The sequence below is a fragment of the Bacillus sp. MBGLi79 genome (genome assembly GCF_002953915.1).
On the sequence record NZ_CP026521.1, the window covers coordinates 1623703 to 1647130 of the forward strand.

24 protein-coding genes and 3 riboswitches are annotated in these 23428 nt (G+C 42.7%); of the genes, 15 read left to right on the plus strand and 9 right to left on the minus strand.

Going from position 1 to position 23428, the window contains the following annotated elements:
* Window positions 1-53: 53 nt before the first annotated feature.
* The 3 genes from ktrD (at window position 54) to C1T29_RS08260 (ending at window position 1894) form a co-directional block, all read left to right on the plus strand.
* Entirely contained in the window at window positions 54-1403 is a 1350-nt protein-coding gene (ktrD, locus tag C1T29_RS08250) for a Ktr system potassium transporter KtrD (RefSeq protein WP_103748848.1), read from the plus strand.
* A 150-nt stretch (window positions 1404-1553) separates the two neighbouring features.
* A complete protein-coding gene (locus C1T29_RS08255; protein ID WP_014663734.1) occupies window positions 1554-1709 on the plus strand; it encodes a hypothetical protein in 156 nt (51 codons plus the stop codon).
* A gap of 2 nt (window positions 1710-1711) precedes the next feature.
* Window positions 1712-1894 carry a hypothetical protein gene (locus C1T29_RS08260; RefSeq protein WP_103748847.1) on the plus strand — a complete coding sequence of 61 codons (183 nt, stop codon included), beginning with the start codon at window positions 1712-1714 and terminating at the stop codon, window positions 1892-1894.
* A 41-nt stretch (window positions 1895-1935) separates the two neighbouring features.
* On the opposite strand, the gene C1T29_RS08265 is transcribed toward C1T29_RS08260, so the two are convergent.
* Complete coding sequence (locus tag C1T29_RS08265) at window positions 1936-2958, minus strand: acyltransferase family protein (RefSeq protein ID WP_103748846.1); 1023 nt, start codon at window positions 2956-2958, stop codon at window positions 1936-1938.
* 252 nt (window positions 2959-3210) lie between these two features.
* Between C1T29_RS08265 and kinE the strand changes: the two genes are divergently transcribed.
* The 3 genes from kinE (at window position 3211) to C1T29_RS08280 (ending at window position 6136) form a co-directional block, all read left to right on the plus strand.
* The gene (kinE, locus tag C1T29_RS08270) at window positions 3211-5427 is read left to right on the plus strand and encodes a sporulation two-component system sensor histidine kinase KinE (protein WP_103748845.1); all 2217 of its coding nucleotides are present in this window, start codon (window positions 3211-3213) and stop codon (window positions 5425-5427) included.
* The gene (locus C1T29_RS08275; RefSeq protein ID WP_095431437.1) at window positions 5424-5921 is read left to right on the plus strand and encodes a methylated-DNA--[protein]-cysteine S-methyltransferase; all 498 of its coding nucleotides are present in this window, start codon (window positions 5424-5426) and stop codon (window positions 5919-5921) included. The genes kinE and C1T29_RS08275 overlap by 4 nt, the downstream gene beginning before the upstream one ends.
* An 89-nt stretch (window positions 5922-6010) precedes the next feature.
* Window positions 6011-6136 (plus strand): hypothetical protein, encoded by a 126-nt coding sequence (locus C1T29_RS08280; protein ID WP_071576678.1) that lies wholly within the window; start codon window positions 6011-6013, stop codon window positions 6134-6136.
* A 33-nt stretch (window positions 6137-6169) separates the two neighbouring features.
* Here C1T29_RS08280 and mtnA read toward each other — a convergent pair whose 3' ends face one another.
* The 3 genes from mtnA to C1T29_RS08295 all read right to left on the minus strand — a co-directional run bounded on the left by mtnA (window position 6170) and on the right by C1T29_RS08295 (window position 9544).
* Window positions 6170-7231 carry an S-methyl-5-thioribose-1-phosphate isomerase gene (gene mtnA / locus C1T29_RS08285; RefSeq protein WP_103748844.1) on the minus strand — a complete coding sequence of 354 codons (1062 nt, stop codon included), beginning with the start codon at window positions 7229-7231 and terminating at the stop codon, window positions 6170-6172.
* Window positions 7232-7238: 7 nt separating this feature from the next.
* Complete coding sequence (mtnK, locus tag C1T29_RS08290; RefSeq protein ID WP_142393696.1) at window positions 7239-8432, minus strand: S-methyl-5-thioribose kinase; 1194 nt, start codon at window positions 8430-8432, stop codon at window positions 7239-7241.
* Between the two features lie 92 nt (window positions 8433-8524).
* Window positions 8525-8681: riboswitch (SAM riboswitch) on the minus strand.
* Between the two features lie 83 nt (window positions 8682-8764).
* Window positions 8765-9544 (minus strand): carbon-nitrogen family hydrolase, encoded by a 780-nt coding sequence (locus C1T29_RS08295; protein WP_103748843.1) that lies wholly within the window; start codon window positions 9542-9544, stop codon window positions 8765-8767.
* Window positions 9545-9638: 94 nt separating this feature from the next.
* On the opposite strand from C1T29_RS08295, the gene mtnE reads away from it, so the two are divergent.
* The 5 genes from mtnE (at window position 9639) to mtnD (ending at window position 14118) form a co-directional block, all read left to right on the plus strand.
* Window positions 9639-10835: a methionine-glutamine aminotransferase gene (gene mtnE, locus C1T29_RS08300; protein WP_040083309.1), complete on the plus strand. Its 1197-nt coding sequence runs from the start codon at window positions 9639-9641 to the stop codon at window positions 10833-10835.
* 38 nt (window positions 10836-10873) lie between these two features.
* Window positions 10874-10974, plus strand: a riboswitch (SAM riboswitch).
* A gap of 84 nt (window positions 10975-11058) precedes the next feature.
* Window positions 11059-12276, plus strand: coding sequence for a 2,3-diketo-5-methylthiopentyl-1-phosphate enolase (gene mtnW, locus C1T29_RS08305; RefSeq protein WP_041521503.1), 1218 nt, complete (start codon window positions 11059-11061; stop codon window positions 12274-12276).
* Entirely contained in the window at window positions 12273-12980 is a 708-nt protein-coding gene (mtnX, locus tag C1T29_RS08310) for a 2-hydroxy-3-keto-5-methylthiopentenyl-1-phosphate phosphatase (protein WP_103748842.1), read from the plus strand. Before mtnW ends, mtnX begins: the two co-directional genes overlap by 4 nt.
* A complete protein-coding gene (locus tag C1T29_RS08315; protein ID WP_103748841.1) occupies window positions 12938-13567 on the plus strand; it encodes a methylthioribulose 1-phosphate dehydratase in 630 nt (209 codons plus the stop codon). Before mtnX ends, C1T29_RS08315 begins: the two co-directional genes overlap by 43 nt.
* Before the next feature lie 14 nt (window positions 13568-13581).
* Window positions 13582-14118 carry an acireductone dioxygenase gene (mtnD, locus tag C1T29_RS08320; RefSeq protein ID WP_069149500.1) on the plus strand — a complete coding sequence of 179 codons (537 nt, stop codon included), beginning with the start codon at window positions 13582-13584 and terminating at the stop codon, window positions 14116-14118.
* A gap of 41 nt (window positions 14119-14159) precedes the next feature.
* On the opposite strand, the gene C1T29_RS08325 is transcribed toward mtnD, so the two are convergent.
* Entirely contained in the window at window positions 14160-14480 is a 321-nt protein-coding gene (locus C1T29_RS08325; protein WP_095431431.1) for a YkvA family protein, read from the minus strand.
* A gap of 202 nt (window positions 14481-14682) precedes the next feature.
* Here C1T29_RS08325 and spo0E point away from each other — a divergent pair, with 202 nt between their 5' ends.
* Together spo0E and C1T29_RS08335 are read left to right on the plus strand one after the other, a co-directional pair.
* The gene (gene spo0E, locus C1T29_RS08330) at window positions 14683-14940 is read left to right on the plus strand and encodes an aspartyl-phosphate phosphatase Spo0E (RefSeq protein ID WP_103748840.1); all 258 of its coding nucleotides are present in this window, start codon (window positions 14683-14685) and stop codon (window positions 14938-14940) included.
* A gap of 86 nt (window positions 14941-15026) precedes the next feature.
* Window positions 15027-15458 carry a hypothetical protein gene (locus C1T29_RS08335; RefSeq protein ID WP_103748839.1) on the plus strand — a complete coding sequence of 144 codons (432 nt, stop codon included), beginning with the start codon at window positions 15027-15029 and terminating at the stop codon, window positions 15456-15458.
* A gap of 27 nt (window positions 15459-15485) precedes the next feature.
* Here C1T29_RS08335 and kinD read toward each other — a convergent pair whose 3' ends face one another.
* The gene (kinD, locus tag C1T29_RS08340; RefSeq protein WP_103748838.1) at window positions 15486-17006 is read right to left on the minus strand and encodes a sporulation kinase KinD; all 1521 of its coding nucleotides are present in this window, start codon (window positions 17004-17006) and stop codon (window positions 15486-15488) included.
* A gap of 192 nt (window positions 17007-17198) precedes the next feature.
* Here kinD and mhqR point away from each other — a divergent pair, with 192 nt between their 5' ends.
* Complete coding sequence (gene mhqR, locus C1T29_RS08345) at window positions 17199-17636, plus strand: MarR family transcriptional regulator MhqR (protein WP_003232475.1); 438 nt, start codon at window positions 17199-17201, stop codon at window positions 17634-17636.
* Between the two features lie 39 nt (window positions 17637-17675).
* Here the strand turns inward: mhqR and motB are convergent, their stop codons facing one another.
* The 3 genes from motB to clpE form a co-directional block, all read right to left on the minus strand.
* Window positions 17676-18461 (minus strand): flagellar motor protein MotB, encoded by a 786-nt coding sequence (gene motB / locus C1T29_RS08350; RefSeq protein WP_095431430.1) that lies wholly within the window; start codon window positions 18459-18461, stop codon window positions 17676-17678.
* The gene (gene motA, locus C1T29_RS08355) at window positions 18433-19245 is read right to left on the minus strand and encodes a flagellar motor stator protein MotA (RefSeq protein ID WP_014663751.1); all 813 of its coding nucleotides are present in this window, start codon (window positions 19243-19245) and stop codon (window positions 18433-18435) included. Before motA ends, motB begins: the two co-directional genes overlap by 29 nt.
* Before the next feature lie 380 nt (window positions 19246-19625).
* Window positions 19626-21725: an ATP-dependent protease ATP-binding subunit ClpE gene (gene clpE, locus C1T29_RS08360; RefSeq protein WP_103748837.1), complete on the minus strand. Its 2100-nt coding sequence runs from the start codon at window positions 21723-21725 to the stop codon at window positions 19626-19628.
* Window positions 21726-22089: 364 nt separating this feature from the next.
* On the opposite strand from clpE, the gene C1T29_RS08365 reads away from it, so the two are divergent.
* Entirely contained in the window at window positions 22090-23133 is a 1044-nt protein-coding gene (locus C1T29_RS08365) for a YkvI family membrane protein (RefSeq protein ID WP_095431428.1), read from the plus strand.
* 126 nt (window positions 23134-23259) lie between these two features.
* Window positions 23260-23304, plus strand: a riboswitch (PreQ1 riboswitch).
* Window positions 23305-23428 lie beyond the last annotated feature (124 nt).

A 23428-nucleotide genomic window follows, 5' to 3' on the forward strand; every position in this document is an offset into this window, starting at 1 on the left:
TAATATCTTTAGAATAATTACCGTACTTAAAAAGAGAGGCAGAAGGATTTTACATGAAATTAAAGTTTGGAAAATTGATACAGGCCCTGTCACCGGCCCAGCTGATCGCATTATATTATTTTCTTGCAGTTACTGTGGCCGTTATATTGCTGAGTTTGCCGGCGGGCCATAAACCGGGGGCGGACTGGACGTTCATTGATGCGCTGTTTACCGCCGTCAGTTCAGTCAGCGTAACAGGGCTGACGGTCGTTGATACAGCTGATACATTCAGTACAACAGGCATTTTTATATTGGCATTTGTTCTGCAATTTGGCGGAATCGGGATTATGACGCTCGGAACGTTCATTTGGCTGATCATGGGAAAACGAATCGGGCTGAAAGAACGGAAATTGATTATGGTTGACCAAAACCAATCCCAGTTTTCCGGGGTTGTCAATCTGATGAAGCAGGTTCTTTTTCTGATCTTGTGGATTGAATTTTTTGGCGGGCTTATACTCGGCACTTATTTCTTAACCTACTATGATTCCTTTCAGGAAGCTTATTTACACGGGTTTTTTGCCAGTATCAGCGCAACGACAAATGGCGGATTTGATATTACCGGTAATTCGATGATTCCATTTCGTCACGATTACTTTGTGCAGTTTATTACAATGCTTTTAATTATATTTGGAGCGATTGGATTTCCTGTGCTGGTTGAAGTAAAGGATTTCCTGTTTTCAAAGCATCGCCGTTATCCATTTACGCTTTTTACGAAGATCACAACGATTACGTTCGGCTCGCTTGTCTTGTTTGGAGCCATAGGCATCTTTGCCCTGGAAGCAAACCATGCGTTCGCAGGAAAATCATGGCATGATATTTTGTTTCTGTCCCTGTTTCAATCAACGGCAACCCGAAGCGGGGGTCTTGCCACAATCGATATCAGCCAATTATCAGATCCCACACTCTTTTTTATTTGTGCGATGATGTTTATCGGAGCGTCGCCAAGTTCAGTCGGGGGAGGCATACGGACAACGACTTTTGCCTTGAACCTTCTTGCGCTGTTTCATTTCGCCCGCGGTAATAAGTCCGTAAAGGTATTCAAACGGGAGCTGCACCCTGCTGACCTGATGAAGTCGCTTGTTGTCACAATGATGGCGATCTTGCTCGTTTTTGGCTCGACACTCATTCTGACCATTACAGAAAAGCATTCCCTGCTGGAGCTTTTGTTTGAAGTGTGCTCGGCATTCGGTACAACCGGTCTGTCACTTGGAATTACGGCTGATTTGAGCAGTGTTGGAAAATGCGTCATTATGATTGTTATGTTTATCGGACGAATCGGCATCCTGACATTCCTGTATCTGATAGGTAGAAAGGAAATTGAAGCGAATTATCATTATCCGAAGGAAAGAGTGATTATCGGATAGACAAAACACCGCCAATTCAGCGGTGTTTTTTGATTGCCAAAAAAAAGATGTGTGCCTCCTGTTCAGTTGGAGAACCTAACTTCGACAGGTGCAGTTTAATGCCCCTGCATCTATAGCCGAAATGTGTGAAAACTGGCGAGGAGGATTCGAATGAAGCGTAAAGCTGAAGTAAATGAAGCCATTAAAAATAACAATACACCTACCGAGAGCATGGACCCAAATTCATATAAGACACAATATCATGACGACCCCAATTTTAGAGGGGCAAACCGCAATTCCAAACAGGGTAAGCAGGGAGGCATGTGATTGTGAAGAAACACCGTCATAGCAGAGATATGCAAAATCATAAAAAGCCTTTGAATAAGAAGGTGCTGGAGGAAGAATTCTCAAGTGAATTTGGGGATTACAATGCCGGAAAGATCATCGAAACGCTAGAAGTCACAAAGCCTGAAAAGAAAAATAAAAAAAACAAAAACAATAAACAGAAATAAAAAAGACCTCTTAGGCGGTGTCCCGCTTAAGAGGTGCTTTTCTATTTTAAATAAGCATTTTTGCCCGTTCCTCTGACAAATTGCAATAAGCTGGTCATCCTCAGCTCAATGAAAGGCTGAGCGACTGTCTTAACAAAGTTGCTGGAGAGTACTGATGTCAGTGCTGCTGTTAAAAGCAAGAGGATCACTAAGCTTTGATAGTCAGTAAGCCAATCCTCAAGACCGACCTGCCGCAGCGTTTTAATAATAAACCCGTGAAGCAAATACACGTAAAATGTCCGGGTCCCCCATTTGGTAAAGAAATACCGTTTTTGCGGAACGAGCGCTAAAAAGCTAAAGGTTGCCGCAAAGGCGAGTACATACCAGCCGATTCGGGATAGTCCGCTTACAAGGGTAACGTCTCCAAATGACGAATACGGTTTTGAACCAAACAGAAATGAATAGTCAAAATCGATGCCCCAGCAGATGACGAATACGGCGGCAAGCACCCCGAGCGCAATTTGTTTGCCTCGTTTTGATCTCAATAAATCAAAATGATGTTTATTTAAATAAAAACCGACAAGGAACATCGGTAAGAATACGAATGTCCGTGACAAACTCAGCGTGCTGCTGACAAAGTCCAGATAACCGATCAGCACGGCGATTCCGCAGCTGACAAACAGCGCTCCCAGCTTTGAAAGCTTTGAAAAAGGATATAGAAGCAGGTTCCAAAAGAATAAGCTTACAAGAAACCATAACGACCATTGCGGATCAATTGGGTTCACATTTGCCATGCTTTCATCTTGCATAATGTAATAAAAAACGGAATAAATGATTTGGAAAATCAAATACGGAATAATCAGCTTGGCCGCCAGCTTTTTTACATATCCCGCCCGTTTAAAGCCTTTTGCGAAATAACCGGATACAAGAATAAATGCAGGCATATGGAATGTGTAAATGAACTTGTAGAGGTAGAGCATAAAGTGATTATCATTAATAAAGGAACGAAGAATATGACCGAATACAACAAGGAATATCAATAAAAATTTTGCGTTATCGAAATAACTGTCCCGCGATTTACTCATAGCATCACCTTCTCTTTCATCAGTCACTAAGAGATTATTCCCTGCTGGTACATATTTTAAAATAAAAGATGAAAAAGGAATCTAAAAAAATGCTGATTGTTAGGACGATGTAAAGTGGCGGTAAGGATCGTAGAAAATGTCTTCGGAATGTAATGGCGCTGAAATTTTCTGAAATTTATAGGGCAAATGAAGGAAGTTCCCGCATTTTGTAGAAATATTGAGGGATAGGTTTTGAAGAAGGAGTGTACATGCATGGAAACTCTTGATGTCCAGACAAACTCGGAGCTGCGAGAGGAACTGAATCGCCTCAAAGAAGAAAACGCGCGACTGAAAAAGGAATTGAATCAGCATCAAGTGATTGTCAACAATACGCTCGATGCTATTTTTATTTGTGATAACGAAATGCGAATCGTTAAGGCGAATGAAGCAACAGAAAGGATGCTTCAAGTTGATTCGGAAGATTTAAAAGAGCGTTCTGTTTTGGATTTTTTGTTTTCAATCCCAAAGGATGAACTGAATCTTGCCGTAAAGAAGTTTTTTAAAAAAGGCTTTCTGTGGAAGGAGGTCCCGATCAGGCTTGATTGCGGGGCGACAAAATACATAGAGTTTCTGGCCAAAAGAGGCATTGGCGAGGATTTCTTTTTTGTTGTCATGAGGGACATATCTTCTAAGAAGATTTTGGAGCGAGAATTCTCTATGAATGAACAGCTTTTTAAGGACTTGTTTGACAGAGCGGTTGATGGAATCGTCCTGTTTGATAAAGATGGCGGTTTTATTGATGCCAATTTGTCCTTTTGTAAAAGCTTTGAAATCAATCATAATGAGCTGTCTCATTTATCGTTGTATGAGTTCATAGACAGCGGCTCAAGAAAAGATTTCGACAATATCTGGAAGACGCTCAACCGCAAGGGAAAAGCGAAGGGGGAGCTGCCTGTCAAGCTTCGTTCAGGAGTCCAAAAGCTATTTGAATTCACGATTACATCAAACATCATCAGCGGTTTTTATATGTCTATTATGAGGGATATCACAGAGAAGCGGTCTATGGAGCTTCAGCTCTTTAAAAGTGAGGAGCGGTTCAGAGAAATCTTTGAAAATGCGATGGACGCCATCATCATTTGGTCGAATGACGGAAGAATCGTTAAGGCGAATCAATCAGCCTGCAAAATTTTTGAGCTGCCGATGAACTTGCTGTTGAAAAGAAAGCTGTGTGATTTTCTCGTCGACTCGCAGCAGAAATACAGCATAACGAAAAGGAAATATGCAAAATACGGAGAGATCAGAGAAGAGCTGCTGTTTCAAATGGGGAATGGGCAGTTCAAAGAGCTCGAATTCACTTCAAAGCGGACCATACTTGAAAACCAGCATTTAACGATCTTAAGAAATGTCAGCGACAGAAAGCGGATGGAAAAGGAGCTTCGGGAAAGCGAGCTGAAATTCAGAAAAGTGTTCAACGGCTCAATGGACGGCAATGTATTGTTCGACAATCAATACAGGATTATCGACGCCAACCCGTTAGCAAGCCATATTTTGGGGCTGTCACATGAAAAGATCAAACAGCACAGCCTGCTAGATATTATTTCTGCTTATGAAATAGAAAATCTGGCATCACCGGCAAGGCAGATTAATTTTGATGAAATGGACAACGAAATTCCATTTTTGCTAAGCAGCAGTGACAATCGAAAACTCGAATTCTCATTTAAACGGAATATTATTCAAAATATGAACTTGGCTATCTTTAAAGACGTTACAGAGCGAAAAGAATTGGAGGAACGCCTGCGCAAATCAGATACCCTTCATGTTGTCGGCGAACTCGCAGCCGGCATTGCCCATGAAATCAGAAATCCGATGACCGCTCTTAAAGGCTTCATTCAGCTCCTGAAAGGAAGTGTCGAGGGAGACTACGCCCTTTACTTCAACGTGATCACCTCAGAACTAAAGCGCATCGAATCCATCATCACCGAATTCTTGATTTTAGCCAAGCCCCAGGCCATTATGTATGAGGAAAAACATGTTACCCAAATTATGAGAGACACGATAGACCTTCTAAACGCGCAAGCCAATCTCAGCAATGTACAAATGCAGCTTGATTTAATGGACGACATTCCCCCGATCTACTGTGAACCGAATCAGCTGAAACAGGTTTTTATCAACATATTAAAAAACGCCATCGAAGTGATGCCTGACGGCGGAAACATTTTTGTGACGATAAGGGTACTGGATCAAGATCATGTCCTCATCTCCTTAAAAGACGAGGGGATTGGAATGACAGAAGATAAATTAAAGCGCCTTGGTGAACCATTTTATACGACAAAGGAACGGGGAACTGGACTTGGGCTTATGGTAAGCTATAAAATTATTGAAGAACATCAAGGCGAGATTATGGTCGAAAGTGAAGAAGGAAAGGGCACCGTTTTTCATATTACGCTTCCCGTCAGACAGAATGCTGAAGAAAGAAGGAATGATGAGTGAATTACTATATGACAGCTGAAACGCCGCTCGGTGAATTTATCATTGCCGAAGAGGAGGGCAGGATCACCCGTCTATTTCTCAGTCAGGAAGATTGGATGGATTGGAAAGAAACCGTTCAGAAGACAGAACACAAGGAAACACCTCTTCTTGCAGAAGCGAAAAAACAGCTTCATGAATATTTCGCCGGAGAAAGAAAGACATTCTCCCTGCCCCTCAGCCAAAAGGGCACACCTTTTCAGAAAAAAGTGTGGGAGGCGCTGGAGAGGATCCCATATGGTGAATCCCGAAGCTATGCTGATATTGCCGCTGCAGTCGGGAGTCCGAAGGCGGTGCGCGCTGTCGGACAGGCTAATAAACGTAACGACCTGCCGATTTTTGTTCCGTGTCACAGAGTGATTGGCAAAAACAGCGCGTTAACAGGCTACGCCGGAAGCAAAACTGATCTCAAAGCATTTTTGCTGAACATCGAGCAAATCTCCTATAAAGAAAAATAAAACATATGGCACGTTCCCTTTTTTCACAGCCGACATATCATTTTATTAAGTTAAAAAAGTTGGTCTGATGAAAAAGGAGGACAAAGCAATTGAAGCCGAGCCGCTCTGAGAAAATTGCCGTTTTTGCCAAACTGTTTGTGAAACTGCATATCTTATCAAGCGCTCAAAAAGATGAAATCATCAATGTTAACAAAAAGAAACAAAAAAACCGCTGACTCAGCTCCAAATGAGCAAAGTCCAGCGGTTTTTTAATGCACCTTTTCACCTTTAAACAACTGTTCAATCTCTTCTGCATAGTTACCGGTCATAATCCCTTTTTCTGTGATGATTCCTGAAATGAGATCATGAGGTGTAATGTCAAAAGCGGGATTAAAGACAGGCACATCTGATGGAGCGGTCCGTACTCCGGAAATCTGCCTGACTTCGTCGGGATCCCGCTCCTCTATCGGGATATCAGCGCCGCATTTGACCTTCGTATCAAATGTAGATAAAGGTGCGGCGACAAAAAACGGAATATCAAAGGCGTTTGCTAAAATAGCAAGGCCGTATGTGCCGATTTTATTTGCCGTATCACCGTTCTTTGCAATTCGGTCAGCTCCGACGATAACAGCGGAAATTTGTTTTTCCTTCATCGTATGGGCGGCCATGCTGTCTGTAATTAGCGTGACATCAATGCCTCCCTGCATCAGCTCCCAAGCAGTAAGGCGTGATCCTTGCAGGACAGGCCTTGTTTCGCAGGCATAAATGTGCAATCCCAAATCTTTTTGTTTGGCCAAGTAAAACGGAGCTAGCGCCGTTCCATAGCGGCTTGTCGCGATTGAGCCGGCATTGCAGATCGTCATGATCCTGTCGCCTTTTTTGAAAAGCTGCAGGGCGTTTTGGCCGATCAACCGGCACGTTTCCTCATCCTCGACCTGAATCTGAATTGCTTCATGGACAAGGTTTGTTTTTGCTTCATTTACGGAAATCGCGTTTTCGACCGAATGACTCAGTCTCTCAAGCGCCCATGACAAATTAATGGCTGTAGGCCGTGAGCTGTTTAAATATTGTTTGATGTCTTCAAGTCTGCGCCGGAATTCCGTGACATTATCTGTTTCAATGTTTTTGGCAGCAAGCGCTAGTCCGAAGGCAGCCGTAATGCCGATCGCCGGAGCACCCCTTACTTTGAGCGTGACAATCGCATCAAATACATCCTCTTTCGTCGTCAGCTCCAAATATTCCGTCTCATCAGGAAGCTTTTGCTGATTTAAAATGGTAATAGCTGTTTCTTTCCATTCAACAGAACGTGGAACAGCAAATGAATGGGTCATGAATGGATCATTCCTTTACAAGTAACTTAAATAATTCAATCACATCTGTTATCGTTTTGAATTCCGAACGTTTTTCGATAAAGGCTGTGCCGGTTTCGAGCGCCAGCCGTTTTCTGCCGATTCGTTTATCAAACGGCACGATCGTATCCAGGTCAGCTACATGGGCAAGGCCGATCGTGCGTCGTATCAGCTCACAGCCCGCAAATCCGATTGCTTCTTCAAAAATATGGCTGAGCGTATCAGTGAGGTAACCGTCGATGTTGGCGTAAACATCCAGACTGTCCTTCTGCCAGGCTTCACTAAACGTCTCTTCAAACGTTTCCCAGAGCTGGTTGACATGTTCATATAACGGCTCTCTGTCAGCCCCGTCACGGCTGAGTGCGTTCAAAAATAAGTTGGCGATAAATTGCCCTACATCAAAGCCGATCGGTCCGTAAAAAGCAAACTCAGGATCAATCACCTTTGTTTCGTGCTCACTTGCGAAAATGCTTCCTGTATGCAAATCACCATGAATCAACGTTTCCGCAGACGTTAAAAATGACTTTTTCAGCTTAGCGGCTTCGATTTTAACGTTGTCATTATTCCAAAGCTTCTCGACAAAAGGACGAAGCTCTTCTTCAAAATCATTTGTGTCATGGTCGAAGAAAGGATCTGTAAAAACAAGTCTTTCCGTAATGTCGCATAGCTCAGGGTTTGTAAACTGTTTAACAAGCTGTTTTTTCACCTTAGGTTCAAGCGCGTAATCTGATGAGTAGAAAAGTGTTTTTCCTAAAAATTCACCGATGTGCCGTGACAGGTGCGGATAATTTTCACCCGCAATGAGTCCTTTTCTTGCGATTTTTAGGTGAGAGAGATCCTCCATGACGGTAACCGCCATTTCCGTATCAGAGTAAAACACTCTTGGAACCAAGTGAGGCACATGCTCGCCCTGACGGATGAGAGCGCTGCTTTCGATTCTTGCACGATCGATTGTGAGCGGCCAGCTTTCTCCCACCACTTTTGCATAAGGAACCGCCTGTTTAATGATCAATGCTTTGTTATGTTCTTGATCATAAATATGAAAAACGTAATTTAAGTTGCCATCGCCGATCTCCTGACATGTCAGGGTGCTTTTGCTTGGAAATAAGCCGAGCTTCACAGCCAACGCCACAGCGGAACTTTCATTTAACGTTTCGTATAAAGGTGTTTTTGTGACTGCCATCATCATAACCTCCAATTATGTAATCACTTAATATGTGGCCGTAAAAAAGCCTCCTTCTCAGAGAGAAGGAGGCTTAACATCTATGTCCGCCTCTCTTATCTCTCAGATCAGATCTGAATGGAATTAGCACCGTGCCTTAAGAGACAAGCGTCTCGGCGCGAAAAAGATGCGCCCCATTTCACAATGGAATTACGGTCGGTTGCTGTTGGGGTCAAAAGGCCAAATCCCTCGCCCAACTCTCGATAAGAGAATATATTCATTTGTTAAACAATTCTAATTTATCAGTTGATGAACATACTAACAGGTGTTTTAATAAGTTGTCAATATATTTTTTAATATAAATCTTTTCTGATATCATCGAAAACAGGGATGCTCTCCCGCACCTCGACACTTTTATGAAGGTCGATTTCCGCACGGACTATGCCTTCCTCACGGCCGCCTTCAGCAAGTACACGCCCCCATGGATCAATAATCAGGCTATGGCCTGCAAATTCATTATCCGGATTTGAACCAGTGCAATTGCAGGCTGCGACAAAGCATTGATTTTCAATGGCACGGGCAATAAGCAGGCTTCTCCAATGATCAAGGCGGGGGAGAGGCCATTCCGCGGAAATAAACAGCACGTTGGCACCTTTTGTCGTATGTTTTCTGATCCACTCCGGAAAACGGATATCATAGCAGATCAATCCTGTGCTTTTGACGCCGTCAAGCTCAAAGCATCCATCTTCGGAACCGGCTGATAAATACAAATGCTCATCCATCAGCTGAAAAAGATGGGCTTTTCTGTACTCTTTAATGATTTGCCCTTCCTTATCCGCGATGTACATTGTATTATAAACATCAGAATCCTTTCTGACAGCGACCGATCCGGCGACAAGATGAACTCCATGTTTTTTTGCCGTTTTCTTCAGCCAGCTCTGAACAAAATGGCCGTCTTCATCAGCGAGTTCATCAAGATTGGCCAGATCATATCCGGTCGTCCATAATTCAGGCAGAACAAGAACATCAGCATGTTTGCTTTCTTTTTCGATCAAAAATTCAGCCTTTTTTATATTTTCCGAAGGTTTACCATATGAAATATCAAATTGAAGACAAGATATCGTCCATTTCATCTTTTTAACACCCCAAATTTTTCTTTACTTTTTTCATTTAACCATATATGATGATGGACTATCATTTCAAGATTTTTTTAGAAGGTGAGAATAGATGAAATTTGAACAGTCTCATGTATTAAAGGAATTGCCTAAACAATTCTTCGCTTCCCTGGTGCAGAAAGTGAACCGAAAGCTCGCAGAGGGACACGACGTTATCAATCTAGGACAGGGAAATCCAGATCAGCCGACACCGGAACATATCGTCGAGGAAATGAAACGAGCTGTTGCTGATCCTGAGAATCATAAATATTCATCTTTTCGCGGCTCATACAGCCTAAAGTCAGCGGCTGCTGCATTTTACAAAAGAGAGTACGGCATTGATCTGGATCCGGAAACCGAAGTCGCTGTTTTATTCGGCGGAAAAGCCGGTCTTGTCGAGCTCCCGCAATGCTTGTTGAATCCCGGTGATACGATCTTAGTTCCCGATCCGGGCTACCCTGATTACTGGTCTGGTGTCACACTCGCGAAAGCGAAGATGGAAATGATGCCGCTCGTAAAGGACAGGGCGTTTCTTCCCGATTACAGCAGCATCCCCGCTCAGGTGAGAGAACAAGCGAAATTGATGTATTTAAATTATCCGAATAATCCGACTGGAGCTGTTGCTACCTCTAAATTCTTTGAAGAAACCGTGAGCTTTGCAAAAGAAAACGGAATCTGCGTCGTTCATGATTTTGCTTACGGCGCTGTAGGGTTTGACGGCTGTAAGCCTTTAAGCTTTTTGCAGACTGAAGGTGCAAAGGATATTGGAATTGAAATTTACACGCTGTCAAAAACGTATAACATGGCAGGATGGCGGGTTGGCTTTGCCGTCGGAAACGCTTCGGTCATTGAAGCGATCAATCTATATCAAGACCATATGTTTGTCAGTCTTTTCAGAGCCACTCAGGAGGCTGCAGCAGAGGCACTGTTAGCTGATCAGAGGTGTGTGGCAGAGCAAAATGCCCGATATGAGAGCAGGCGAAACGCTTGGATTGCTGCATGCCGTGAAATTGGCTGGGATGTGACAGCTCCAGCAGGGTCATTTTTTGCATGGCTGCCTGTACCTGAAGGCTATACTTCTGAGAAGTTCTCAGACCTTTTGCTGGAAAAAGCGAATGTGGCGGTTGCAGCTGGAAACGGCTTCGGTGAATACGGAGAGGGCTACGTCAGAGTCGGACTTTTAACAAGTGAAGAAAGGCTCAAGGAAGCCGCTTATCGAATTGGCAAACTAAACCTGTTTACCCAAAAAACCATTGACAAGACCCTATAACGATGGGATAATTCAAAATAATTTATAAAATCTATATTTTCTTATCAAGAGCAGGCAGAGGGACGAGCCCGATGAAGCCCGGCAACCGACTTATAAAGCACGGTGCTAATTCTTGCAGCTAGCGGCTGAGAGATAAGATTCGGACGAGAAACGAAACCTCTTCAGACGCGATTGCAGTTTGAAGAGGTTTTTTGATATGGATGAAAATGAAAGGAGCTCTGGGATGAGTGAGTTATTAGCAACATATCTTCTAACAGAACCGGGAGCTGATACAGAGAAGAAAGCAGAACAAATTGCAACAGGATTGACAGTAGGCTCCTGGACTGATCTCCCTCTTGTAAAGCAGGAGCAAATGCAAAAGCACAAGGGGCGGGTGATAAATGTTGAGGAGAGAGAGGGATCTTCTGTATCAGAAAAACAAGCCGTCATCACAATTGCCTATCCTGAAATCAATTTCTCTCAGGATATTCCGGCTTTGCTGACAACAGTGTTTGGCAAGCTGTCCTTGGACGGAAAAATCAAATTAATCGATCTTCACTTCTCTGAAGCATTTAAGCGTGTACTTCCGGGACCAAAGTTTGGCGTATACGGCATCCGGAAGCTGCTGGGAGAGTTTGAAAGACCGCTGTTAATGAGCATATTTAAAGGTGTAATCGGAAGGGACCTGAGTGATATTAAAGAACAGCTTCGACAGCAGGCGCTTGGCGGAGTTGACTTGATTAAAGACGATGAAATTTTCTTTGAGACAGGTCTAGCGCCTTTTGAAACAAGAATTACAGAAGGAAAGCAAATATTAAAAGAAACGTATGAGCAAACCGGACATAAAACGCTGTATGCGGTGAATTTGACTGGACGCACGGCTGATCTGAAAGACAAAGCGAGACGTGCTGCCGAATTGGGGGCTGATGCGCTTTTGTTTAATGTCTTCGCTTACGGCTTGGACGTTATGCAAAGCCTTGCGGAAGATCCTGAAATCGCAATTCCGATTATGGCGCATCCAGCGGTCAGCGGGGCCTTTACATCTTCTCCGTTTTACGGATTTTCTCATGCACTTTTACTCGGGAAATTAAACCGATATTGCGGTGCTGACTTCAGCCTCTTTCCGTCTCCATATGGTTCGGTTGCGCTGCCAAGAGCTGATGCGCTGGCCATTCATGAAGAATGTGTGAGAGAGGATGCTTTTAACCAAACATTTGCCGTTCCGTCAGCAGGCATTCACCCCGGCATGGTTCCGCTATTAATGCGTGATTTCGGCATAGATCATATCATTAACGCCGGAGGAGGCGTACATGGACATCCGAACGGTGCCCAAGGCGGGGGGCGTGCGTTCAGAGCCATAATTGATGCGGTCTTAGAAGCCCAGCCGATTGATGAAAAAGCCGAACAATGCAAGGATCTTAAGCTTGCGCTAGACAAATGGGGAAAGGCTGAAGCCGTATGACGACTCGAAAACCTTTGATTATATGTGATTTTGACGGAACCATCACGATGAACGACAACATTATAAATATCATGAAAACATTCGCTCCGCCGGAGTGGGTGGAATTAAAAGACGGCGTACTTTCCAAAAAGCTGTCGATCAAGGAAGGTGTCGGGCGGATGTTCAGCCTGCTGCCCAGCCGTTTAAAAGAAGAGATTACAAGTTTTGTATTGGAAGATGCAAAAATCAGGGAAGGCTTTCGGGAATTTGTAGCGTTTATCAATGAGAATGAGATTCCGTTTTATGTCATAAGCGGAGGAATGGACTTTTTTGTATATCCTTTGCTTGAAGGCATTGTGGAGAAAGACCGCGTTTATTGCAATCATGCGTCATTTGACAACGACTATATTCATATTGACTGGCCTCATTCTTGCAAGGGAACATGCAGCAATCAATGCGGGTGCTGTAAGCCGTCGGTTATCCATGAACTTTCTGAACCAAACCAATATATCATCATGATCGGTGATTCGGTTACAGATGTGGAGGCAGCAAAGCTGTCTGACTTATGCTTTGCAAGAGATTATTTATTAAACGAATGCCAGGAGCAAAACCTCAATCATCTCCCGTATCAAGATTTTTATGAGATAAGAAAAGAAATTGAGAATGTAACGGAGGTACAGGAATGGCTGCAAAACAAGAACGATGGCGAGAGCTCGCTGAAGTAAAACGGGAATTGGCAGAGAGAGATTGGTTTCCGGCGACTAGCGGCAATCTGTCCATTAAGGTTACTGATGAGCCTTTAACATTTCTCGTCACTGCAAGCGGAAAAGATAAACGCAAAGAGACGGATGAGGATTTTCTTTTGGTCGACCAAAACGGAGAGCCCGCTGAAAGCGGGCATTCTCTGAAACCGTCAGCGGAAACACTGCTTCATACACATTTGTACAATAAAACCAATGCCGGATGCTGCCTGCATGTCCATACGGTAAACAATAATGTGATTTCAGAGATATACGGAGACCAAAAGAAAATCACATTCAGAGGCCAGGAAATTATAAAAGCACTCGGCTTATGGGACGAGAATGCAGAAGTGACCATTCCGATCATTGAAAATCCGGCTCATATTCCGACGCTCGCGGCACTGTTTGAGAAAGAAGTTTCAGAAGATTCAGGAGCTGTTCTGATCCGCAATCACGGTATTACCGCATGGGGGAGAACAGCATTTGAAGCAAAAAGAGTGCTTGAAGCGTTTGAATTTTTGTTCAGCTACCATTTAAAATTGAAAACCCTTCAGCATCAGCTGGTTAAATAAAAGGAGGAATTGAAATGGCTACAATTCGAATTCATGATGAGGCAAATACAACGATTGAACATCAAGAGGAAGTAGCAAGCTTTCTGGACAGTCAAGAGGTTATTTATGAGCAATGGGATATCGCGAAGCTTCCGGAACATCTCTCAGAGAAATATGATTTGACAGAAGAAGAAAAACAGCAAATTCTTGATACCTTTGAAACTGAAATTAAAGACATCTCAACCCGCCGGGGCTACAAAGCACAGGATGTTATTTCATTGTCAGACAGCAACCCGAAACTTGATGAACTGCTTGAAAATTTTAAAAGAGAGCATCACCATACAGACGATGAGGTTCGTTTTATCGTAAGCGGACACGGTATTTTTGTCATTCAAGGCAAGGACGGCACGTTTTTTGATGTCCGTTTGAACCCTGGAGATTTAATCTCCGTGCCTGAGAATATCCGCCATTACTTCACGCTTCAGGAGGACCGCAAAGTTGTCGCGGTGAGAATTTTTGTCACAACTGAAGGCTGGGTTCCGATTTATGAAAAAAACAGCGTGAGTCAATAAGCATGAGAAAGCCCCGTTCACCGAACGGGGCTTTTTTTTATTTATTGCAAACGCCACTTTTCATACTGTGACAGTTCTTTTTTAATTAGCATCCAAATGAAACCTAAGACAGCTGCATCGTCAATAAACCCAAGACCTAGTATAACGTCTGGAATGATATCGAGCGGCATGACGATATACAAGATGGCAGCAGTTAGCAGCAAAAGTGTTTTAACCTGTGAACGAGGGTAATTGCCATTTCGCCAATCGCGAATCATCTGAAAAAAAGTAGTGATGTGCTGGATACATTTTTTTCGGTTTTTCCTCTTTAAAATCGCTTTTCCGCCTGCCGCTCCGAGCATTATTGCTTTCTTTTTCTTCATTGGGCATACCTCCTGCCTGGCGGCGTGTTTAAGATATTCTTCACCTGGGTATTGTTTTTCTAATCCTATCAATATATCTATTATACCTGAAAAATTAACTTATTTAATGAAAATATGTTTACAAATAAAGTATAATCTGTAATAATGCACAATAACCCAATCAAACTTGTTTCCTATTTCTTAGCGGCGAGGGGTGAAGTGAATGGGCGGTTCTTCTGAACAAGAAAGATTGTTGGTGTCTATTGATGAAAAAAGAAAGTTAATGATAGATGCCGCTAGAAAGCAGGGATTTACAGGGCATGACACGATCAGGCACAGTCAGGAGCTGGATTGTTTAATAAATGAATATCACCAGCTTATGCAAGAAAACCAACATTCCCAAGGGATTCAAGGTCTTGTAAAGAAATTAGGCTTGTGGCCCCGCAGAGATGTTATGCCAGCATATGATGCAAATAAATAGCGGCCTATCAGATGCATATATAAAGAGAGAGAGCTTTTCAGAAGCGCTCTTTTTTTCTGGAAAATTTCATATGAAAGAGGGAACTAATGAAAGAACTGGCGATTCTTATTACTGAAATGATCAATCAATTTCATGATGCTTTTATTTCTATATGCGGAATATTCGGCATTCACTTAACTGACAAAGAAATGCATTTTTGGGTGATCGGCATTTTTGGCATTCTTTTTTTCGGTTTCACTCATGTTGTGTTTACGTGGCTTTCTAAATGGAGTATAACAGCCTTGTCCTTTATCTATACTGTTACAGTTATCATTGTGATCGTATTTGCGATTGAGATTCAGCAAAAAGTGACGGGGAGAGGGAATATGGAGTTTTTAGATGCCACAGAAGGCATAAAGGGTTTTTTAGTATTTTTTATGGTTTTTTGGCTTCTGAAAATGCTGCTGCGTTTCATCAAAATCCTTTTTTCCGGCAGTCCAGCAGGCAAGTCGAATGGAAATGCCCGGTCACGAAGATAAAAAAACCCTCCTGACAAGGTCAGGGGGTTATGAAGCGGACACGGGGAGGGTAATTGTCACCTCTGTGCCTCTTCGCACTTCACTTTCAATATGAATAGAGCCTCCGTACATCAGCACGATCCGTTTACAAACGACAAGACCGAGACCGGTTCCTTTTTCTTTAGAAGTAACAAAGGGAAGGAAGATGTGATCCAGCATTTCCTGAGAAATCCCTTCACCGTTATCCACAACTTTGATTATGGCTTTTTTATCTAAAGCTCCCAGGGAGATCGTCAGTTTGCCTCCTTCAGGCATTGACTCAAGTCCATTTTTTGCCACATTTAAAATCACTTGTTTAATATGATCTTTTGTACATTTTACGAGTAAGGGCTGCTCGGTTAAATACTGTAATTCGACTTCAACATTGTATAGGTTCCCCTCAGAATAGATGATCGGCATAATTTCTCCGATAATGTCCTGAAGCGAGTTCAGTTCCCATTTTTCAGCTGTCGGCTTGCCGAGAACGAGAAACTCACTCACAATTTGATTGATGCGCTTGATCTCCTGTTCGATAATGGAGAAGTAAAGCTGATCTTCCTCACCTTTATATTTCTTCTGCAACAGCTGAATAAAGCCGCTTATCCCTGTGAGAGGGTTACGGATTTCATGGGCTGTGCTGGCCGCAAGCGTCCCGATCAGCTCTAATTTTTGCGCCTCATTTTCTGAGCGCTCCAGCTGGGTCTGGCGCTTCAGCAAATAATACAGCACGAGAATAAAAAGGATATTCAGCAGCACAATACTGCATGAAAGCGGAAGTACAAGGCTTTTTGTCAATTCTTCTATGGTGACAGGGTTCGGATATACTTTCATATTCCAGCTTATATCATCCAAATATCCGCTGACAGGTTTCTGATCTTTTACATGGGAGGCCTGTCCGCTCTCAAAAATCATTTTCCCGTCTTGGTTCACGACTTCAATATAAACATCAGGGCTCAGCAAGTTAATGAGATTTTTCAAATAATCAATTTGAATAGCTGCGACAAGATAATCTGTCACATTTTGTTTTGAGTCCAAAACAGGGACACAAATTGTAAAAATGGGCTGTCCTGTAATTCTGCTCGAATAACTATCTGAAATGACTGTCTTTTTTGTTTCCTTTGCTTTTGTAAAAAAAGATCTGTCGGCCAGGTTTACTTTCGTTTTTAATTCGGTTGTGCTTGCGGTGACGTCTCCTTTGGCATTTAGAAAATAGAGGCCGGAAAATCTCGGCTCTGAATCAAAGGTCTTTTCCAAAATCGACTGCATTTTCTTTATATCAACCGGTCTGTCAATGGCGATGGACAAGGAGGTCATTCGCGCCATTGTTTCTCCGATTAAATAATTGATTTTATTGCGGTGAAGGTTTAGCAGGACACTTGCTTCTTGCTTATGTTCTGCAGCTATTGTATCTTTTTCTTTTTCGTATACGAAAAAGCTGATGACGATTGCCGGAATCACGACCAGTATGATATAAAGTTTGACTCTCCCGCAGGCGCCTTTTAGTATTTTCAATTTGCATCGCTCCAACATACACCTGATTAGAGGTATTATATCATTGTTTCTTCTTCTTTAATAAGAAAAAATAACCAAAAAAATTAGAAAAAGATGTTGAGCAGCTAACATTTTAAAAAAGAAGAGAAATATTGGAAAGATTTTTATTGACATTTTGGTCTTTGTTTATTAATGTTTCTCTGTAACGGTTTCTAAAAGGATGATTGAGACATGACAGAAAAATCACTGAAGTTATTTATCGTGCTGTCGCGCGCGTATCGGTCTATTAATGATCATATGAATAAGCATATTCATAAGCACGGGCTGAATCCGACTGAATTTGCTGTACTAGAGCTTTTATATCATAAAGGCGATCAGCCGCTGCAGCAGATAGGGGATAAAATTCTATTGGCTAGCGGGAGCATCACATACGTTGTAGATAAGCTGGAGCAAAAAGAACTTCTCATTCGGAAAGCTTCTCCTACAGACAGACGGGTGACATTTGCACAAATTACTGAAAAAGGCATCGGTCTTTTGAACGATATTTTCCCTGATCACGCTGCTGAAATTGATGAAATGATCAGCGTATTAAGCGAAGAAGAGGTAGAGATGTGCACTGAAATGTTAAAAAGAGTAGGGTTAAACGCAAAACAGTTTCACAATAAGTAAAAAAAGGAAGCCTGATATGTCACAGGGCTTCCTTTTTTTCTATTTTTCATTTGTTTCCGCTGCGCCTCTTGGCAGGATGAGAACTTCAACCCGCCGGTTTTTGCTTCGGCCTTCCGCAGTTTTGTTGGAAGCCACCGGTTTGTACTCGCCATAACCCTTGGCACTGAACACTTTTGCATCGAGCTTGGGGTTTTCAATCAAAAGCCCCATAAAGTTTACCGCTCTCATGACGCTTAAATGCCAGTTTGATTGGAATTCAGAATTTTTAATTGGCATATTATCAGTATGTCCGCTGATAATGATATTTCTTGGCGGGTTAATCACAAGAAGATTTGAAATCTCCTTTGCAAGCGGTACATCTTCCTTACGAATGATCGCTTTTCCAGAGTCAAAGAAGATACTGTCTTTAATCGTAATCAGGAGGCCTTCACTAGTCATCTTCGTCTCAAGCTGATGTTCCAGCTTTTTATCTTTGATGAATTTTTCCACCTGGCTCTTCACATTTTTAAGTTCTTCTTGATCAGCTGCTTTTTCTTTTTCTTTCTTGTTTTTCTCTTTCTCTTCTTTTTCCTTTTTCACTTCATCGATGCCGTCTGACTCGTTTTCAGGAGGAGTGACACTGGAGTAGTCCAGTACGCCAGTGCCGCCTGTAAAGACTTCATTAAATGATTTTGAAAGCATTTGAAACTTAGCTGCGTCAATTGAGCTGCTCGCGTACAGCACAATAAACAATGCCAGGAGAAGAGTAAGGATGTCGGCGTAAGGCACGAGCCATGATTCATCAACGTGCTCGTCCTCATGCTTCTTCTTCTTTTTTCTCGCCATTTTGCGCCTCTCCTTGTTCTGCAAATTTCAAGCGGTCCTTCGCAGGAAGATACATTAAAAGCTTTTGTTCGATGACTTTCGGTGCCTGTCCTTCTAAAACGGATAACACACCTTCAATCATGACTTCACGCAGTTTTACTTCTTGTTTTGATTTTCGCTTTAATTTATTTGCGAAGGGATGCCATAACACATACCCTGTGAAGATACCGAGAAGTGTGGCAACAAAGGCAGCACTGATTGCGTGCCCAAGCTCATCTGTGTTATCCATATGAGAGAGGGCGGCAATTAGCCCGATTACAGCGCCGAGTACTCCAAGTGTCGGCGCGTACGTTCCCGCTTGTGTAAAGATAGCGGCTCCGGCTTGGTGCCTGTCCTCCATTGCTTCGACTTCCTCTGTCATGATATCTCTGATAAATTCCGCGCTTTGTCCGTCAACAGCCATGCTGAGCCCGTTTTTCAAGAAAGCATCATCTACATCCTCAATGCTTGCTTCTAAAGCAAGCAGACCTTCACGGCGTGCAAGCTGGGCCCATTCAGAGAACATAGGAATGAGTTCCTCTATTGTCAGCTGTTTATTTTCCTTAAATAGCACTCGGAACAGCGCAGGCACTTTTTTAATTTCTTTTGTTGGGAACGCAATAACGACTGCTGAGATTGTCCCGGCGATAATAATTAAAATGGCGGCGGGGTTTGCAAGCGCGTTGAAGCTGACGCCTTTCAGAACCATTCCCACACTCAATGCCACAAAAGCAAGAATAATACCGATTAACGAAGTTTTATCCATAGTTTTCACCAAATCCTTTTTTACTAGCTTGTCTATGGTTAATATCGGTTTTGGTGCCCGGAACTTTAGGGACATTGTGAATTTGTTCATGAAATATTCAAGGAAGAGGCATAGAAGGGAGAAATAAACAAAAACGGGCTCTCCAAAATTGAAAAGCCCGGGGGTTTAATGAAATTGGCAGTTTGTTTGCAAGCTGTCCTTCAGATGGTATTCATATAATAGTAGAAATACATATTCACTATATATAAACATGTTCCATCCCTCCTTAAAAAAGTCTAAAAGATGAAAGGAATCAGCGTTTCAGGGGAAGGGACTGTATTTTCTCAGTCAAGAGTATGAATGCATAAAAAAGCGGCTTCCTAAAAGGAAACCGCTAATTGTTAATTCGCTTGCACTTTGATTTTATCATCTTCTAAAAAGACGTGAAAACTTGTGATCTCGCTGTTATCAAGCAGCAGATCAGTCATTTCATCCTCAACCCATTCTTGGATGGTTCTTCTAAGCGGACGTGCACCGAATGAAGGGTGGTAGCCAAGCTCAGCGATTTTTTCTTTCGCTTCAGATGTCACATGCAAGCTGATGCCCCGTTCAGCCAATGTTTCTTCAAGTTCTCCAAGAAGAAGGCTGACGATTTTGACCAGATGTTCTTTTTCCAATGAGCGGAACTCAATAATGCTGTCAAAACGGTTGAGGAACTCAGGTTTAAAGTACATGCTCAGTGAATCAATCAGTGTTTGTTCTTCGATGACACTGTCATCTGATTGGAAACCGACTTTCGTTTGTTTCTCGCCAGCACCCGCATTGCTTGTCATAATGATCACAGTGTCTTTAAAGCTTACGGTTCTGCCTTGGCTGTCTGTCAGACGGCCATCTTCCATAATTTGCAGGAACATATGCTGAACGTCTGGGTGTGCTTTTTCAATCTCATCCAGCAACACAATGCTGTAAGGATTGCGGCGCACTTTTTCAGTTAATTGTCCAGCTTCCTCATGGCCGACATATCCAGGAGGTGAACCAATAATCTTAGATACGGCGTGTTTTTCCATGTATTCGCTCATATCGAGACGGATAATAGCGTCTTTTGTGCCGAACAATTCATCTGCCAGTGTTTTAGAGAGCTCTGTTTTCCCTACGCCGGTAGGACCGACAAAGAGGAAGGAGCCGACTGGTCTGTTTTTGGATTTTAATCCGGCGCGGCTTCGTCTTACCGCTTTTGCCACTTTTTGAACAGCGGATTCTTGTCCGATCACGCGTTCATGAAGTTTTGCTTCAAGCTCTTTCATTTTCGTTTGTTCGTCTGCCTGCAGTTTGCCGACAGGAATGCCTGTTTTTTGTTCAACAATTTCCTGAATGTGCTCAGCTTCCACAGTGACAGCGGTTTGAGCGGAGGAGCTGTTCAGTTTTTTCTCCAATGCGATTTCTTCATCACGGAGTTTTGCCGCCAGTTCGTAATTTTCTTCTTCAAGGGCTTTGGTTTTTTCGGCTTCAATTGCAGTTAAGCGTTCAGCCGCATCCTCATCATTCAGTTCATCGATTAACAGGTTGGCTTTTGAACCTGCTTCATCTAATAAATCAATTGCTTTATCCGGCAGGTGTCTGTCCTGAATGTAGCGGGATGATAACGTGACACATGCTTTGATTGCTTCATCACTGAAGGTCACGCCATGGTACGCCTCGTATTTGTGTTTAATCCCTTGCAGAATGAGGATAGCTTGTTCAATTGAAGGCTCCTGCACCATGACAGGCTGAAAACGTCTTTCCAGCGCAGCATCTTTTTCGATTTGACGGTATTCTTTCAGTGTTGTCGCCCCAATGACTTGCAGTTCGCCTCTGGCTAGGGCCGGTTTGAGAATATTGCCGGCGTCCATTGATCCTTCTGCAGAGCCTGCGCCGACGAGAAGATGAATTTCATCAATGAAGAGAATGACATTTTTTCGTTCCTTCAGCTCAGTAATCAGCTGTTTCATTCTCTCCTCAAATTGGCCTCTGATCCCTGTATTTGCAACAAGGGATGCAACATCAAGCAAGTATAGCTCTTTGTTTTTCAGTTTGTTTGGAACATCGCCTTCAGCAATTTTTAAAGCGAGTCCTTCAGCGATGGCAGTTTTCCCTACACCCGGCTCCCCAATAAGAACCGGATTGTTTTTGTTGCGGCGGTTTAGAATTTCGATCACTCGCGCCACCTCGTCATCACGGCCGATGACGGGATCAATGAGACCGGCTTTAGCACCGTTTGTAATATTTTGAGCCAGCTCATCAAGCAGCCCTTTTTTTCCGCTTTGTTTTGCTGCGCTCTGTTCTTTCGGCTGGAATGCCTGTTCAAAAGGAAATCCGAAAGATTGAGGACCCATACTCATTGAAGGTTTACGGGTCAGTTCGTTATAACAAGTTTCACATAGAACCATCTGTTTATGAATGGAATTTATTTGCATGTTAAGGCGAATCGTCGCCTCGTTTTGATGACAATGTTGACAACGCATTTGCCAAAACCTCCTTAATAATTTGATCTTCTTTGACCAATAAAAGTGAATAAAAAGGTCTATTGAATTTGACCTTCTTTGACTATTAGTATATGGCAAACGTAACGGCATTCAAAACAATATGCTCAAAGCAACCTTACTTTTTGACTATCTTTGACCAAATGTTTTTTAAAAAAGGCCGGTTTGTTTGACCAACTTTGATTAATAGTATACTCTGACCATCTTTGACTTTCAAGTCTTTTGCACAATATTTTTTAATTTGTTACAAAGTAAAACATGTTTTCTTCGTCTTTTCAAGGAACTTGTCTCATAGGTTATAAAAAGGCATCTATGGACAAAACTGCGGTTCGTTCGGAGGGGAGAAATGGAACAATCAAAAGGGTCTGCAGGTCAGCTTGCTTTTGTGTATGTCGGCACAGTAGTCGGAGCTGGATTTGCGACTGGCAGAGAAATTGTTGAGTTTTTTCTGAAGTTCGGCTGGTTCGGTTTATTCGGCATTCTCGTCAGCGGCGGAATGTTTACGTTACTGGGCGCCAAGCTGATGATCATTTCAAAGCGAATCAATGCCAAGTCATATCAAGAAATGAACATCTTTTTGTTCGGGACGACGGCTGGGCGGATTATCAATGTATTTATGCTGTTTGTTCTCCTCGGAGTTACATCTGTTATGCTCTCAGGAGCAGGGGCGCTTTTTGAGGAACAATTGGGGATGTCCGCTCAGATTGGGATGCTTATTACAATCGGTCTGAGCTTAATTGTGATGACCAGAGGAGTAAAAGGCATTTTCGGTGTCAATGTATTTGTTGTTCCCCTTTTAATCATCTTTTCAATGATTGTAGTGGCCGACTCTTTTATATTCAGTGAATCACGAAACGCAGCTCAGTGGGTCTGGCCGCATCGCTGGGATTGGCTGTTATCAGCCTTTTCTTACGGGGCTTTGAATTTATCGCTGGCCCAAGCGGTTTTGGTTCCGCTGGCGAATGAAATGTCCTCGGAGAAAGTGATCAAAAAAGGCGCTTTAATCGGAGGCACGATGCTGACGATTGTGCTGTCCGCGAGTTTTCTGTCTTTGTCGACTCTTCCGGATGTATTTTTGTATGATATACCGATGGCGCAAGTGGTTTATCTTTTTGCAAGATCTGTCCATTTGATTTATTTACTCATTATTTTCGGAGAAGTGTTCACATCAGTTATCGGTAATTTATATGGATTAGAAAAACAAGTGCAGAGTTTTCTTCCAATAAAAAGCAAATATATCTTTGCAGCCATTATGATCACGGCTTATATCACGAGCCAAATAGGGTACGGAAAGCTCATTTCAACGATTTATCCCATGTTTGGCTATGTAAGTCTGGCCTTCATAGGCGCCTTAATTTGTAAAAAGGCTCCTCGGCGGCGCAGTTTATAACTATATATAATGAAGCGAACCGTCACAATAGATCTTGAAGCGGGGACTGACTTTTTTATTGTCAAGAAAAACAACATTATGGTAAGATAGCAGAAGTGAAAAAAATGAAGAAAATCCGTGCGGTATGCGGGAGAGGTTCTAGCTACACCCTCTATAAAAAACTAAGGACGAGCTGTATCCTTGGATACGGCCTTTTTTATGTTTTTCTAGAGCACCTTCCGAAAAGGTGTTTTTTTGCGTAAATCAGCTGTAGCGATGTCTCTCGCCGATGTGTTTATTGCGGAGAAGGAGAGGA

Bases quoted from the DNA above. Each gene is read 5' to 3' on its own strand.
- ktrD (WP_103748848.1), top strand. From the start codon at position 54: ATGAAATTAAAGTTTGGAAAATTGATACAGGCCCTGTCACCGGCCCAG.
- C1T29_RS08255 (WP_014663734.1), top strand. From the start codon at position 1,554: ATGAAGCGTAAAGCTGAAGTAAATGAAGCCATTAAAAATAACAATACA.
- C1T29_RS08265 (WP_103748846.1), bottom strand. From the start codon at position 2,958: ATGAGTAAATCGCGGGACAGTTATTTCGATAACGCAAAATTTTTATTG.
- kinE (WP_103748845.1), top strand. From the start codon at position 3,211: ATGGAAACTCTTGATGTCCAGACAAACTCGGAGCTGCGAGAGGAACTG.
- mtnA (WP_103748844.1), bottom strand. From the start codon at position 7,231: ATGACCCATTCATTTGCTGTTCCACGTTCTGTTGAATGGAAAGAAACA.
- mtnK (WP_142393696.1), bottom strand. From the start codon at position 8,432: ATGGCAGTCACAAAAACACCTTTATACGAAACGTTAAATGAAAGTTCC.
- C1T29_RS08295 (WP_103748843.1), bottom strand. From the start codon at position 9,544: ATGAAATGGACGATATCTTGTCTTCAATTTGATATTTCATATGGTAAA.
- mtnE (WP_040083309.1), top strand. From the start codon at position 9,639: ATGAAATTTGAACAGTCTCATGTATTAAAGGAATTGCCTAAACAATTC.
- mtnW (WP_041521503.1), top strand. From the start codon at position 11,059: ATGAGTGAGTTATTAGCAACATATCTTCTAACAGAACCGGGAGCTGAT.
- mtnX (WP_103748842.1), top strand. From the start codon at position 12,273: ATGACGACTCGAAAACCTTTGATTATATGTGATTTTGACGGAACCATC.
- C1T29_RS08315 (WP_103748841.1), top strand. From the start codon at position 12,938: ATGGCTGCAAAACAAGAACGATGGCGAGAGCTCGCTGAAGTAAAACGG.
- mtnD (WP_069149500.1), top strand. From the start codon at position 13,582: ATGGCTACAATTCGAATTCATGATGAGGCAAATACAACGATTGAACAT.
- C1T29_RS08325 (WP_095431431.1), bottom strand. From the start codon at position 14,480: ATGAAGAAAAAGAAAGCAATAATGCTCGGAGCGGCAGGCGGAAAAGCG.
- spo0E (WP_103748840.1), top strand. From the start codon at position 14,683: ATGGGCGGTTCTTCTGAACAAGAAAGATTGTTGGTGTCTATTGATGAA.
- C1T29_RS08335 (WP_103748839.1), top strand. From the start codon at position 15,027: ATGAAAGAACTGGCGATTCTTATTACTGAAATGATCAATCAATTTCAT.
- kinD (WP_103748838.1), bottom strand. From the start codon at position 17,006: ATGTTGGAGCGATGCAAATTGAAAATACTAAAAGGCGCCTGCGGGAGA.
- mhqR (WP_003232475.1), top strand. From the start codon at position 17,199: ATGACAGAAAAATCACTGAAGTTATTTATCGTGCTGTCGCGCGCGTAT.
- motB (WP_095431430.1), bottom strand. From the start codon at position 18,461: ATGGCGAGAAAAAAGAAGAAGAAGCATGAGGACGAGCACGTTGATGAA.
- motA (WP_014663751.1), bottom strand. From the start codon at position 19,245: ATGGATAAAACTTCGTTAATCGGTATTATTCTTGCTTTTGTGGCATTG.
- clpE (WP_103748837.1), bottom strand. From the start codon at position 21,725: ATGCGTTGTCAACATTGTCATCAAAACGAGGCGACGATTCGCCTTAAC.
- C1T29_RS08365 (WP_095431428.1), top strand. From the start codon at position 22,090: ATGGAACAATCAAAAGGGTCTGCAGGTCAGCTTGCTTTTGTGTATGTC.